This is a genomic window from Brevibacterium oceani (assembly GCF_013623835.1).
Taxonomy (GTDB): domain Bacteria; phylum Actinomycetota; class Actinomycetes; order Actinomycetales; family Brevibacteriaceae; genus Brevibacterium; species Brevibacterium oceani.
Genome location: NZ_JABKDE010000002.1, coordinates 86,873 through 100,100 on the forward strand (window position 1 = coordinate 86,873; position 13,228 = coordinate 100,100).

Genomic DNA, 13,228 nt, shown 5'->3' on the forward strand with positions numbered 1-13,228 from the left:
ATGACGAGCATCCTGCTGGCCGGTGGAGGCACCACGGGCCATATCTCGCCGATGCTGGCGATCGGCCGCGAACTGCGCGAGCGACACCCCGACTGGGACATCGTGGCCCTTGGCACGCCCGACGGTCTCGAGGCCGAGATCGTCCCGCGCACCGGATTCGAACTGCTGACCATCGACAAGGTGCCCATGCCCCGGTCGATCAGTCCGGCCCTGCTGAAGTTCCCCGGACGCTTCTCCGGCAACATCTCCGAGGTCAAGAGGATCATCTCCTCCCGCAGCGTCGCCGCCGTCGTCGGCGTCGGCGGCTATGTCTGCCCGCCGGCCTTCCTCGCCGCCCGGTCGGCGAAGATCCCGCTCATCGTCCACGAAGCCAACGCGAAGCCGGGAATGGCCAACCGCCTCGGCGCCAGGCTGACGAAGCCCGGGCGGGTCGGGATCACCTTCCCGGACACGAAGCTGCCCGGCTCCACCCTCGTCGGCATGCCCATGCCCACCGAGATCACCGACCTCGACCGCAGTGATGCGACCCAGCGCTCGGCGTACCGCAACGACCTCGGCCTCCGCGACGACCGCCCGGTCCTCGTCGTCACCGGCGGATCCTCCGGTGCACAGCGGATCAACGACGCGTTCCTCGCCGCCGCCACCGCCTGCCAGGACGCCGGCGTGCAGGTCCTCCACATCACCGGCGCCGGCAAGGGCGACGCACTCCGGGAAGCGACCGCGGACCTCGCCGACTACCACGTCGTCGACTATGTCGACGGAATGCACCGGGCCTACGGGGCCGCCGACCTGCTCGTCGCCCGCTCCGGTGCGGCCACCGTCTCCGAAGCCACCGTCGCCGGAGTCCCCGCGGTCTACGTCCCCCTGGCCATCGGCAACGGCGAACAGCGACTCAACGCCGCCGGCAGCGTGCGTGCCGGGGCCTCACTGATGGTCGACAACGCCGACTTCACCGCGGCCACCGTCACCGACACGATCCTGCCGCTGGTCACCGACACCGACAGGCTTGAGCAGATGAGCCGCGCCGGAGAAGACCTGAACTATCCCACCGATGCCGCGGCCCGCATGGCCGACATCGTCACCCGCGCTCTGGAAGGCTGAACATGAGCACTGCGAACATCGTTCCCGTAGGCGAACTCGGCGCCGTCCACTTCATCGGCATCGGCGGATCGGGGATGTCCGGGATCGCCCGGATCATGGTCATGAACGGAGTCACCGTCTCCGGTTCGGATGCGAAGGAATCCTCCGTCGTCGACGTCCTGCGGACGCTGGGCGCCACCGTGACGATAGGGCATTCGGCCGACAACCTCGGCGAGGCCGACACCCTCGTCATCTCCTCGGCCATCCGCAAGGACAACCCCGAACTCGTCGAGGCGGAGCGCCGCGGACTGCGCATCCTCCACCGCTCCGGGGCACTGGCCTCGCTCATGGTCGATCGGCGGGCCGTGGCCGTGGCCGGCACCCACGGCAAGACCACGACGACGTCGATGACGACCGTGGCGCTCCAGGCCTGCGGGATCGACCCGTCCTTCGTCATCGGGGGAGTGCTGTCGACGACCGGTACGAACGCCCACCTGGGCACCGGCGACGTGTTCGTCGCCGAGGCCGACGAATCCGACGGCTCGTTCCTCCTCTACGAACCCGCGATCGGCATCCTCACCAACGTCGAAGCCGATCACCTCGACCACTACGGGACGCCGGAGAAGGTCCGTGAAGCGTTCATCGAATTCTGCAACGGCATCCAGACCCGCGGCGGCACCATCATCGCCTGCGCCGACGACCCCGGATCCCACGACGTCGCCGCACACGCCCGCGCACAGGGCGCCGACGTCGTCCTCTACGGAACCGCCGAGGACGCCGACATCCGCCTGCGCGACCTCGACTCCGGGATCGGCTCGCGCTTCGTCCTCGTCCTGCCCGGACGCGCAGAACCGCTGGCGGTCGAACTGCGGCAGCCGGGACTGCACAACGCGCTCAACGCCACCGCCGCAATCGCCGTGGCCGCGAGTCTCGGCGCCGACGTCGACCGAGCCGCCACCGGCCTGGCCGGCTACGGCGGCACCCGGCGTCGCTTCGAGGAACGCGGAATCGCCGCGGGCGTGCGCGTCATCGACGACTACGCTCACCACCCCACCGAACTGCGCGCAGTGCTCAACGCCGCCCGCGGAGTCGTCACCGACGGCGGGCGAGTCTGGGCCATCTTCCAACCCCACCTGTACTCGCGGACCATGGAGTTCCGCGAGGAGTTCGGCGAAGCCCTCGGGCTCGCCGACGAGGTCGTCGTCCTCGACGTCTTCCCCGCCAGGGAAGACCCCGTACCCGGAGTGACCGGTGCGCTCATCGCCGACCGCGTCCCGCACGATCACGTCAGGTTCGAAGAGTCCTTCGCCGAGGCGGTCCCCTTCGTCGCCGCCCGGGTGCAGCCCGGCGACCTCGTCCTCACCTTGGGCGCCGGGGATGTGACGATCCTCGGCCCCGAGCTGCTGAGCTCCCTGGAGAGCTGAGACCCATGGCGCCACTTCCCCCGGCCCGCGCCGGCGACGACAACTCCACCGCCGACCTCACCGGGGTCATCCGCGCCCGCCGATGGCAGCTGTGGCGCACCCGGCTGACGGCCATCGGCATCGTCGTGGCCCTCATCGCCGTCGTCGCCGTTGCCTGGTTCTCACCGCTGCTGGCCCTGAAACAGGTAACCGTGAGCGGAGGCGACCTCGTCGACCACGACAAGGTCAGCGACCTCGTCCTCGACACCGAAGCCGGAACCCCGCTGCCTCAGGTGCGACCGGGAGAGGTCGAAGACGCTGTCCTCAAGGCGTTCCCGAAGGCAGCCAAAGCCTCCGTCCACTACGGCGGACCGCGGACGCTGACGATCGCGATCACCGACCGCACGCCCGTCCTCGCGATCGAGGGCTCGTCGGGCTACCGCCTCTACGACGCCGAGGCGGTCGACCTCGGCGTCGTCGACACGGCCCCGAAGAAGCTCACGGTGCTCGGTCACTCCGGCGGAGAACCCGACCGGGAGACCGTGTCCGCCGTCATCCGCTTCATGGGCAGCCTCCGTCCCGAACTGCGCCGAGCGCTGACGACGATCGAGGCGAAGGACGAGATGAGCATCAAGGGCCGCCTCGACACCGGCGACCAGCAGGCCACGGTCGTGTTCGGTGACGACAGCGATCCCGGCCTCAAGGTCCGCACCGCGATCCAGCTGGCAGCCGAAGGTCGCACCGAGATCGACGTGTCCGTGCCCTCGGTGCCCGTGACGAACTGATCCAGGTGCCGACAGTGCGGCGGAGCAGCCACGTGCGACCTGGTGCCGCCCACCGCCGGTGGCCGCGGTGGGCCGCCCTGCATCCGATCGCCGAGGATTGCCTGCGTTTGGCCCCGACACACCGGGTCTGAAGTTTGGCCGAAGTCCGACACTCCGGCGAGAATGGTTGCAGTGGTGTTGCCCCGCCCAATAGCCTCAGGGCAGAGAACACAGACCGAACCCGCACGCAGAAACTGCGTGGGCAAGCGCTTGAGACGAGGAACCGACTTGGCTGAATTCCCACAATCCGGAGCGGACATCAAAGTTGCCGGTACCGGCGGCGGCGGTGTCAACGCTGTTCAGAGGATGATCGACGTCGGACTGCGCGGCGTGGAGTTCATCGCAATCAACACCGACGCCCAGGCTCTCGTCCTCTCCGATGCCGACGTGAAGCTCGAGATCGGTCGAGACCAGACCCGCGGCCTCGGCGCCGGAGCCGATCCCGAGATCGGCAAGAAGGCGGCCGAATCCTCCGAAGACGCCATCCGCGACGCCCTCGAAGGCGCCGACATGGTCTTCGTCACCGCCGGTGAAGGCGGAGGAACCGGTACCGGCGCGGCACCTGTCGTGGCTCGCGTCGCCCGCTCGCTCGGCGCCCTGACCATCGGTGTCGTCACCCGTCCGTTCACCTTCGAGGGACGACGTCGTTCCGCGCAGGCCGAAGCCGGCATCGCCGCCCTGCGCGAAGAGGTCGACACCCTCATCGTCATCCCCAACGACCGCCTGCTCTCGATCTCCGACCGGTCCGTCTCCGTCGTCGAGGCCTTCCGCTCGGCTGATGAGGTCCTGCGCTCGGGTGTCCAGGGCATCACCGACCTCATCTCGGTGCCGGGCCTGATCAACCTCGACTTCGCCGACGTCAAGTCGGTGATGCAGGATGCCGGCACCGCGCTCATGGGCATCGGCGCCGCCACCGGCGACGACCGCGCAGTCCAGGCCGCGGAATCCGCGATCGCCTCCCCGCTGCTGGAAGCCAGCATCGACGGCGCGCACGGAGTGCTCTTCTGCATCACCGGCGGCGGCGATCTCGGCCTGTTCGAGGTCAACGAGGCCGCACGCCTGGTTCAGGAGGCCGCGCACCCCGAGGCGAACATCATCTTCGGTGCCGTCATCGACGACAACATCGGCGACGAATGCCGGGTGACCGTCATCGCCGCGGGCTTCGACAACACCTCTCCGAACGCCGAGATCTCCGGCGGCGTCGAGGCGATCCCGGCCGCCGTGCCCGCTGCAGCGGCCGAGGCCGACACGGAACCCGCCGTGAGCTCCGAGCCCGAGTCCGACGAAGCCGAGGAGTCCGAGCCGGCGGCACCGCGCCGCAGCGAGGAGCACCAGATCCCTGCCACGCTGCCGAACGAGCGCAGCAGCTCGAACTTCGACTCGGATCTCGATATCCCGGACTTCCTCAAGTAACATGCTGCGCTCGAGGTTCGTCATCCCGGGCAGACGGACTGCCCATGTCGCCTTCACCGACAGGCACGGCGGGTACTCGACGGGGGACTTCTCCTCGTTCAACCTCGCCCGCCACGTCGGCGACGATGACGAACTCGTCGCGGCCAACCGCGCCGCTCTCGCTCAGGTCCTCGGCCTCAGCGGTGAGCGGCTGGCGTTCGTCTCCCAGGTCCATGGAACCGAAGTGCGGACGATCAGCGACGAGCGGGAACTGCGAGCAGAACCCGTCGAAGCCGACGCCCAACTGACGACGCTGACCGGGATCGGTCTGGCGATCATGGTCGCCGACTGCACCCCGGTCATGCTCGCCGATGCCGAGGCCGGCATCATCGCCGCCGTCCACGCGGGCCGTCCCGGGATGGCCGCCGGCATCGTCCCTGCCACCGTCGATCGGATGCGCAGCCTCGGTGCGGGCGACATCCATGCGGTCATCGGACCCTCGGTGTGCCCCCGCTGCTATGAGGTGCCTGCCGAACTGCGTGACGAGGTCGCCGCAGTCGAACCCGTGGCCGCCTCGGTGTCGGTGACGGGAACACCCGCCCTCGATGTCGCCGGGGCGGTGGCCGAGCAGCTGCGGCGGGCCGACGTGACCATCGATCATTTCTCACGGACCTGTACGAAGGAATCCGAGGATCTTTTCTCCTACCGCGGAGCACAGCGGACGGGTCGGTTCGCCGGAATCATCTGGCTGCAGGAAGAAAACACCACGACACACCCATAGGACTCACCCGCCCATCCGCCCACGTGCGATAGTTTGGCGACAGGTGAGCAAGTGCCGAAGGCCGAGGAGCTAAGACATGTCAGCAATCAAGAAGACGCTGGAATACCTGGGTTTCGTCGAAGAAGAGGACGAGACCGTCGATCGTCATGAGACCGATCGTCGCGAACCCGCCCACCGTGACCGCGAAGTCGTCGAGACCTACGACGAGGTCGACGAGCACGACGAACCCGAGTCGGCAGGCGACCGCGCGCCGGCTCCGGTGACGCCGATCCACCCGTCGCCGATCCGTCCCGTAGACACCCCGGCTCCAGGAACCTCAATGAATCGCATCAGGACCATCCACCCCCGCAGCTACAACGATGCCATGGTCATCGGTTCGGCCTTCCGCGAGGGCACCCCCGTGATCATGAATCTCTCGGAGATGGACGAGAACAACTCGAAGCGCCTCGTCGACTTCTCCGCCGGACTGATCTTCGGTCTGCACGGATCCATCGAACGCGTGACGAACAAGGTCTTCCTGCTCACCCCTGAGAACATCGAGGTCGCCGGCGAGACCGAGACCGACTCGGATTCGCAGGCGAGCTTCTTCAACCAGAGCTGAACGGGCAGAGGACCACTCTCAACTCCTCTTCAGCTCGGGCCGATAGGCTGGGGCTTCCACACTCAAGCAGCAAGGAAGGCGCGAGGGACCCACGTGGCCATCATCTTCTACATCCTCGGCACGGCACTGAGCCTCTATGTCTATGTTCTCCTGGCACGCGTCGTCCTCGACCTCGTCCAGGTCTTCTCCCGTGATTGGAAGCCGAGCGGGTTCCTCCTCGTCCTCGCCGAGATCGTCTACACGCTCACCGATCCTCCGCTGAAACTGCTGCGCAAGGTGATCCCGCCGCTGCGCCTGGGTCAGGTCTCCCTCGACCTCGGCTTCATCGTCCTGCTCATCGGCATCCAGATCATCGCCTCGGTGTTCTTCAACCTCTCCCGCACGACGATGTGAACCGGGCGCCGATCGCCTGAGGGGGTCGGCTCTGTCTGATCGATGGTGATCCGTGCGGTTCGCTCGAGAGTGAACGGTCCGGTTCGATCGATTCGGACGGTTCGACCGATTCGGATGGGGCGGGCGCGTTCGGCGGGGTCAGGCGCGTGCGGCCGGGCGGGTCAGGTGGGTTCGCGCAGATCGGCGGGGCCACCTCGGCGGGTGAGACATTCCCGGCCTCATTCGCGCCGGAATTCCCGCGAATGATTTCCGGGAATTGTTTGGGCGGATTGCCCATAAGTCGTGAATATGATCACGAGAATTGGCCGCCGGTGCGCTCGGGTTGTTAGCCTCGGGGAGGAAATAATCGTCATCGAATACGTGACACGCCACTACTGCACGACAAAACTGCAGGTGTTACGCTAATGTGACGTTGAAGCCGTCCTTCGGGGCGGCTGCGTAATGAATGTAGATCGACCGAAGGTGACCTCATGGCGCTCACGCCTGAAGACGTAGTAAACAAGCGGTTCCAGCATGTGAAGTTCCGCGACGGGTACGACCAGGATGAAGTCGACGATTTCCTTGACGAGGTCGTCGTTGAGATCCGTCGGCTCTACCAGGAGAACGACGAACTGCGTCAGAAGCTCTCCACCGCCGAACAGCGCGTGAAGGAACTCGAAGCAGGCGGCGCCTCCTCGGCTCCGGCTCAGGACATCGACGCCACGCAGGCCATGCCTGCCGCAGTGCCTGCTCCGGAGGAGAAGGCCGAGGCACCCGAGCCGAAGGAAGCTCCTGCTGCTCCGGCTCCGGTCGAAGACACCCAGGCGTCCGCGCCGGTCGTCAAGGAAGCCGCCCCGGCTCCGCAGGACAACTCTGCGAACACCGCATCGTCGGCCGCTCCTGCTGTGGGTGCCGGTGGTGCCGCAGGCGCCGGACTCGGCGCAGCCGTGGCCGGTGGCGACGGAGACGCACACGGTCTCATCGCTCTGGCTCAGCGCGTTCACGATGAGCACGTTGCCGAAGGTGAGCGCAAGCGCGACGAACTCATCAAGGGCGCTGAGAAGGAAGCCGCCGACATCGTCGGCAAGGCCGAGAGCAAGCGCGACGAGACTCTGTCGACCCTCGAGTCGCAGAAGTCGACGCTCGAGCGGTCGATCGATCAGCTCTCGAACTTCGAGCGCCAGTACCGCACGCGTCTCAAGAGCTACCTCAACGACCAGCTGCGCGACCTCGAGAACTCCACGAGCCTGGCTCCGGAGACCCTCGACGGAAACGGCCCGCTGGGTGGTTCCTCGAGCCACAAGCTCTGATCTGCACCACACTGCGACCGAGGTCCGGGAACTCCGATGAGTTCCCGGACCTCGCTTATGTGTGCGCAGCCCCAGGGGCGGTGGACTAGAATGAACCGAATGAACGACCCTGCCCCACGGGCGAAGAGACCGCGTGCGCTCATGTTGGCGCTGCTGTTCTCGATAGCAGCCATCGTCCTGGTCATCGACCAGTTCACGAAGTTCCTCGCCGTCAGCTTCCTCGAAGGGCAGCCGCCCCTCCGTGTCATCGGATCGCTGGCCGGATTCACCTTCTACCGGAATCCCGGAGCCGCGCTCGGACTCGGCGCGGGTGTGACCTGGGTGTTTCCGCTCATCGCCATCGGCGTGTTCGCGGCGATCCTCGTGCTCTCACGCAAGCTCGGCTCGCGCACCTGGGCGATCGGCCTCGGTCTGCTGCTCGGCGGGCTCTTCGGCAACCTCGTCGACCGCCTGTTCCGGGAGCCGTCGTTCCTGCACGGTGCCGTGGTCGACTTCATCGATCTCTCGCTGTTCATCTGCAACGTCGCCGACATCGCGATCTCGGCCGCAGCGGTCACCCTCGTCGTGGCCAGCCTCAAGGGCATCGAGATCGACGGCTCAGACTCCACCCGCGCAAAAGAGGACTCCCATGACTGAACGCTCCATTCTCGTCCCCGAAGGCCTCGACGGGCAGCGTGTGGACGCTGCGATGTCGAAGCTGCTGGGACTCTCACGCACCGCCGCCGCAGACATCTGCGCCGACGGGGGAGTGCAGATGTCCGGTCGGCCCGTCATCAAATCCGATCGCGTCATCGCCGGGGAGCGCCTCGACATCATGATGCCCGAGCCCAGGCGGCCCCTCGAGGTCGTCGCCGACCCTGTGCCGGGAATGCGGATCGTCCACGACGAGGACGCCTTCGTCGTCGTCGACAAGCCCGTCGGCGTCGCCGCTCATCCGGCCCTCGGCTGGACCGGACCGACCGTCGTCGGCGGACTCGCCGCCGCCGGCTTCCGGATCGCGACCTCCGGTGCCCCCGAGCGGCAGGGCATCGTCCAGCGCCTCGACGTCGGCACATCCGGTCTGATGGTGATTGCGAAGAGCGAATACGCCTACAGCGTGCTCAAGCGCGCGTTCAAGGAACGCACCGTGGAGAAGACGTATCACGCTGTGGTCCAAGGCCTGCCCGACCCCGTGCTCGGCACGATCGACGCCCCGATCGCCCGCCACCCCAAGCACGACGGGCTCTACGCCGTGCGCACCGGCGGGAAGAACGCGATCACCCACTACGAGGTGCTCGAGGCCCATCGTCGGGCCGCACTCGTCGAGGTCCACCTCGAGACAGGACGGACGCACCAGATCCGCGTCCACTTCTCCGCCACCAAGCATCCCTGCGTCGGCGACCTGCCCTACGGCGCCGATCCCGTGCTCGCGAAGGAACTCGGCCTGGAGCGGCAGTGGCTGCATGCCGTCAAGCTCGGCTTCCACCACCCCGACACGCAGAAGTGGGTGGAATTCGAAAGCGGATATCCCGAGGATCTGCAGACTGCGATCGACCTCATCCGCCCGAACTGAGCTGCTTGGGCACCGTCCGCGGGCGATGAGCAGACACGCCGATGGTGCCGAGAGCAACAGTCGGTGAAGGGCCGTCGACGGGCGTCGATGGACTAAGCTGGGTGGGCAACACAGGCCACATCAGGAAGGCGGCTGCCCGTGCCGAATGAGGACTTCGTCCACCTCCACGTCCACACCGAATACTCCATGCTCGACGGTGCGGCCCGGCTGGGCGACCTCATGGCCGCAACGAAGGCCTCGGGCATGTCGGCGATCGCAACGACCGACCACGGCTACCTCTTCGGCGCCTTCGACTTCTGGTCTCAGGCGACCGCCGCAGACATCAAACCCATCATCGGCGTCGAAGCCTATGTCACCCCCGGCACCGACCGTCGCGATAAGACGAGGGTGAAGTGGCGGACCGAGGAGTCGCAGAAGCGCGACGACCTCTCCGGTGGTGGTCTCTACACGCATATGACTCTGCTGTCGCGGAACAACACCGGCATGCGCAACCTCTTCAAGGCCTCGTCGTATGCCTCGCTCGACTCGGTCACGGCGAAGTGGCCGAGGCTCGACCAGGAGCTGCTCGAAACCTACTCCGAGGGTCTCGTCGCCACCACCGGCTGCCCGTCGGGAGAGATCCAGACCCGTCTGCGCCTGGGCCAGTACGAGGAGGCGAAGGCTGCGGCCGGGAAATACCGGGAGATCTTCGGGGCCGAGAACTACTACTGCGAACTCATGGACCACGGCCTGTCCATCGAGAAGCGGGTGACGAAGGACCTCCTGCGCCTGTCGAAGGAGATGGACATTCCGCTGGTCGCCACGAACGACCTGCACTACACCCACGAATCCGACGCGAAGGCCCACGAGGCGCTGCTGGCGATCCAGTCGGGATCGAAGCTCATCGAACCCACCTACGACCAGGGCGGTTCCCGCTTCGCCTTCTCCGGGTCCGGGTACTGCCTCAAGACGCCCGCGGAGATGCGGGCCCTGTTCAAGGAATTCCCCGAAGCGTGTGACAACACGCTTGAGATCGCCGAGAAGTGCGAGGTCTCCTTCGACACCTCGGCGAACTATATGCCGAAGTTCCCCTGCCCTCCCGGCGAGGACGAGACGTCGTGGCTGATCAAAGAGGTCGCGAAGGGTCTCGACTACCGCTACCCGAACGGCGTGCCCGACGATGTGCGCAAGCAGGCCGACTACGAACTCGACATCATCATCTCGATGGGCTTCCCCGGCTACTTCCTCGTCGTCGCCGACTTCATCAACTGGTCGAAGGACCACGGCATCCGGGTGGGACCCGGCCGCGGATCCGGTGCAGGCTCGATGGTCGCCTATGCGATGCGCATCACCGACCTCGACCCGCTTCAGCATGGGCTCTTCTTCGAGCGCTTCCTCAACCCGGACCGCGTGTCCATGCCCGACTTCGACGTCGACTTCGATGATCGCCGTCGCAGCGAGGTCATCGACTATGTGACGGAGAAGTACGGCGACGAACGCGTCTCGATGATCGTCACCTACGGCACGATCAAGACCAAACAGGCCCTCAAGGACTCCGCGCGCGTGCTCGGCAAGCCCTTCTCCCTCGGCGAGCAGCTGACGAAGGCGCTGCCTCCGGCGGAGATGGCCAAGGACATCCCGCTCAAGGACATCGAGGATCCCGACTCCAAGCGCTACAAGGAAGCCGGCGAGTTCCGCGAATTCGTCGATACGAACCCGGAGGCCAGGGAGACCTTCGAGACGGCGAAGGGGCTCGAAGGGCTGAAACGCCAGTGGGGCGTGCACGCCGCCGGCGTCATCATGTCCTCGGACCCGATCATCGACGTCATCCCGATCATGCGCCGCTTCCAGGACGGCCAGGTCATCACCCAGTTCGACTATCCGACGTCCGAGGGCCTCGGACTCATCAAGATGGACTTCCTGGGCCTGCGCAACCTCACGATCGTCTCCGACGCGGTCGAGAACATCAAGGCCAACCGGGACTTCGACCTCGACCTCGAACACCTCTCACTCGATGACCGTGCGGCCTACGAGCTGCTGGCCCGCGGAGACACCCTCGGAGTGTTCCAGCTCGACGGCGGCGGACTGCGCGCCCTCCTGCGAATGATGAAGCCCGACAACTTCGAGGACATTTCGGCGACCCTCGCCCTCTACCGCCCCGGCCCGATGGGTGCGGACTCCCACACGAACTACGCCCTGCGCAAGAACGGCCTGCAGGAAGTCACCCCGATCCACCCCGAGCTCGAGGAACCGCTCAAGGACATCCTCGACACCACCTACGGCCTCATCATCTACCAGGAGCAGGTGATGGCGATCGCGCAGAAGGTCGCCGGCTACTCGCTCGGCCAGGCGGACATCCTCCGCCGCGCGATGGGCAAGAAGAAGAAGTCCGAGCTCGACAAGCAGCAGGTCGGCTTCTTCGGCGGCATGAAGGAGCGCGGCTACTCCGAAGCCGCAGCCCAGTCGCTGTGGGACATCCTGCTGCCGTTCTCGGACTACGCGTTCAACAAGGCCCACTCGGCCGCCTACGGCGTCGTGTCCTACTGGACCGCCTACCTCAAGGCCCACTACACGGCCGAGTACATGGCGGCGCTGCTGACCTCGGTCGGCGACAACAAGGACAAACTCGCGATCTACCTCAACGAGTGCCGCCGCCTGGGCATCACCGTGCTGCCCCCCGACGTCAACGACTCGGCGCTGCACTTCACTCCTGTCGGCAACGACATCCGCTTCGGCATGGGAGCGGTGCGCAACGTCGGCGGCAACGTCGTCGAAGGCATCGTCGAGGCTCGCGGGGAGAAGGGCGCCTACACCTCCTTCACGGACTTCCTCGACAAGGTGCCCAGCCACGTGTGCAACAAGCGCACGATCGAATCGCTCATCAAGGCCGGGGGCTTCGACTCCCTCGGCCATTCGCGCCGGTCGCTCGTCGAGATCCACGAGGAGGCCGTGGACTCCGTCATCGGCGTCAAGCGCCAGGAGGCCAACGGACAGTTCGACCTCTTCGCAGGCCTCGGCGGCGGTGACGACGACGCTCCCAGCTTCTCCGTGGCGATCCCCGACCGTCCGGAGTGGGAGAAGAAGGAGAAGCTCGCGTTCGAACGCGACATGATCGGCCTCTACGTCTCCGATCACCCGCTCAACGGTCTCGAAGGGGTGCTGGCCGCGGAATCCGATGCCTCCATCGCCGAGGTGGTCGATCCCGAATCGCACCGTCACGACGGTTCCCAGATCAAGGTCTGCGGAATGATCACCCAGGTCACGCGCAAGGTCTCGAAGAACTCGGGGCGCCCGTATGCGATCGTTACCCTCGAGGACCTCGAAGCCGAGATCGAGGTGATGTTCTTCGGGGACACGTATGAGCCCGTGGCCAGCCTCCTCGCCACCGACCTCGTGATCTCGCTGACCGGGCGCATCCGCACCTCGGACGACCGTCCGACCTCGCTCATGGCGATGTCGATGACGATCCCCGACGTCACCGACCCCAACGACCGCCCGCTCAATCTGCTCATGCCGATGGAGAAGGCGACCGAGGAGATGGCGACCAAACTCAAGCAGATCCTCGAATCGAACAAGGGACAGACCGACGTTCACGTCATCCTGGCGCAGCCGGGCCGGCAGACGGTGATGCGCCTCGACCGGTCCATCCGCGTCGACCCGAACCCGAGCCTCTACGGCGACCTCAAGGCTCTGCTCGGCTCCCGCTGTCTCAGCGTCTGAGGCTCAGCCTGAGCGTTTGCGGCTCAGCCGCACGTGGCTCACGTCGACTGAGCGGCCCAGCGCCGCTCACGGCCATGAGTGGCCGCAGGCAGCGCGGCACGCAAGCTGTTTGAGCACACCTTCCGCTGAAAAGCCCATTTTCTTCCGTGGGCTTTTCAGCGAAAGGTGTGCCGTTTCACCGGTCGCTCCGTTGCGGCGGCTCCGGTCGGTCCGC

The 13,228-nt window shown here is 66.4% G+C and carries 11 protein-coding genes; all 11 read left to right on the forward strand.

Features of this window, described 5'->3' with window-relative positions:
* The 11 genes from HK401_RS03665 (at position 1) to dnaE (ending at position 13,014) form a co-directional block, all read left to right on the forward strand.
* Positions 1 to 1,101, forward strand: a complete 1,101-nt coding sequence (locus HK401_RS03665; protein WP_181273338.1) for a UDP-N-acetylglucosamine--N-acetylmuramyl-(pentapeptide) pyrophosphoryl-undecaprenol N-acetylglucosamine transferase — start codon at positions 1 to 3, stop codon at positions 1,099 to 1,101.
* A gap of 2 nt (positions 1,102 to 1,103) precedes the next feature.
* Positions 1,104 to 2,504, forward strand: coding sequence for a UDP-N-acetylmuramate--L-alanine ligase (gene murC / locus HK401_RS03670; protein WP_181273339.1), 1,401 nt, complete (start codon positions 1,104 to 1,106; stop codon positions 2,502 to 2,504).
* 5 nt (positions 2,505 to 2,509) lie between these two features.
* Positions 2,510 to 3,268 (forward strand): cell division protein FtsQ/DivIB, encoded by a 759-nt coding sequence (locus tag HK401_RS03675; RefSeq protein ID WP_181273340.1) that lies wholly within the window; start codon positions 2,510 to 2,512, stop codon positions 3,266 to 3,268.
* 267 nt (positions 3,269 to 3,535) lie between these two features.
* A complete protein-coding gene (ftsZ, locus tag HK401_RS03680) occupies positions 3,536 to 4,720 on the forward strand; it encodes a cell division protein FtsZ (protein WP_181273341.1) in 1,185 nt (394 codons plus the stop codon).
* Position 4,721: 1 nt separating this feature from the next.
* A complete protein-coding gene (gene pgeF / locus HK401_RS03685; RefSeq protein WP_181273342.1) occupies positions 4,722 to 5,480 on the forward strand; it encodes a peptidoglycan editing factor PgeF in 759 nt (252 codons plus the stop codon).
* A 76-nt stretch (positions 5,481 to 5,556) separates the two neighbouring features.
* Entirely contained in the window at positions 5,557 to 6,081 is a 525-nt protein-coding gene (locus tag HK401_RS03690) for a cell division protein SepF (protein WP_181273343.1), read from the forward strand.
* A gap of 93 nt (positions 6,082 to 6,174) precedes the next feature.
* Positions 6,175 to 6,474, forward strand: coding sequence for a YggT family protein (locus tag HK401_RS03695; protein WP_181273344.1), 300 nt, complete (start codon positions 6,175 to 6,177; stop codon positions 6,472 to 6,474).
* 470 nt (positions 6,475 to 6,944) lie between these two features.
* Entirely contained in the window at positions 6,945 to 7,763 is an 819-nt protein-coding gene (locus tag HK401_RS03700) for a DivIVA domain-containing protein (protein ID WP_181273345.1), read from the forward strand.
* A gap of 99 nt (positions 7,764 to 7,862) precedes the next feature.
* On the forward strand, positions 7,863 to 8,399 hold the full coding sequence (locus HK401_RS03705) for a signal peptidase II (protein ID WP_181273346.1): 537 nt from the start codon (positions 7,863 to 7,865) through the stop codon (positions 8,397 to 8,399).
* Positions 8,392 to 9,315, forward strand: coding sequence for an RluA family pseudouridine synthase (locus tag HK401_RS03710; protein WP_181273347.1), 924 nt, complete (start codon positions 8,392 to 8,394; stop codon positions 9,313 to 9,315). Before HK401_RS03705 ends, HK401_RS03710 begins: the two co-directional genes overlap by 8 nt.
* A 186-nt stretch (positions 9,316 to 9,501) precedes the next feature.
* Entirely contained in the window at positions 9,502 to 13,014 is a 3,513-nt protein-coding gene (dnaE, locus tag HK401_RS03715; protein WP_373563640.1) for a DNA polymerase III subunit alpha, read from the forward strand.
* The last annotated feature ends 214 nt before the right edge of the window (positions 13,015 to 13,228 follow it).

Excerpts from the sequence above, each read along its gene's own strand:
- HK401_RS03665 (WP_181273338.1), top strand. The coding sequence starts at position 1 with ATGACGAGCATCCTGCTGGCCGGTGGAGGCACCACGGGCCATATCTCG.
- murC (WP_181273339.1), top strand. The coding sequence starts at position 1,104 with ATGAGCACTGCGAACATCGTTCCCGTAGGCGAACTCGGCGCCGTCCAC.
- HK401_RS03675 (WP_181273340.1), top strand. The coding sequence starts at position 2,510 with ATGGCGCCACTTCCCCCGGCCCGCGCCGGCGACGACAACTCCACCGCC.
- pgeF (WP_181273342.1), top strand. The coding sequence starts at position 4,722 with ATGCTGCGCTCGAGGTTCGTCATCCCGGGCAGACGGACTGCCCATGTC.
- HK401_RS03690 (WP_181273343.1), top strand. The coding sequence starts at position 5,557 with ATGTCAGCAATCAAGAAGACGCTGGAATACCTGGGTTTCGTCGAAGAA.
- HK401_RS03700 (WP_181273345.1), top strand. The coding sequence starts at position 6,945 with ATGGCGCTCACGCCTGAAGACGTAGTAAACAAGCGGTTCCAGCATGTG.
- HK401_RS03705 (WP_181273346.1), top strand. The coding sequence starts at position 7,863 with ATGAACGACCCTGCCCCACGGGCGAAGAGACCGCGTGCGCTCATGTTG.
- HK401_RS03710 (WP_181273347.1), top strand. The coding sequence starts at position 8,392 with ATGACTGAACGCTCCATTCTCGTCCCCGAAGGCCTCGACGGGCAGCGT.
- dnaE (WP_373563640.1), top strand. The coding sequence starts at position 9,502 with ATGCTCGACGGTGCGGCCCGGCTGGGCGACCTCATGGCCGCAACGAAG.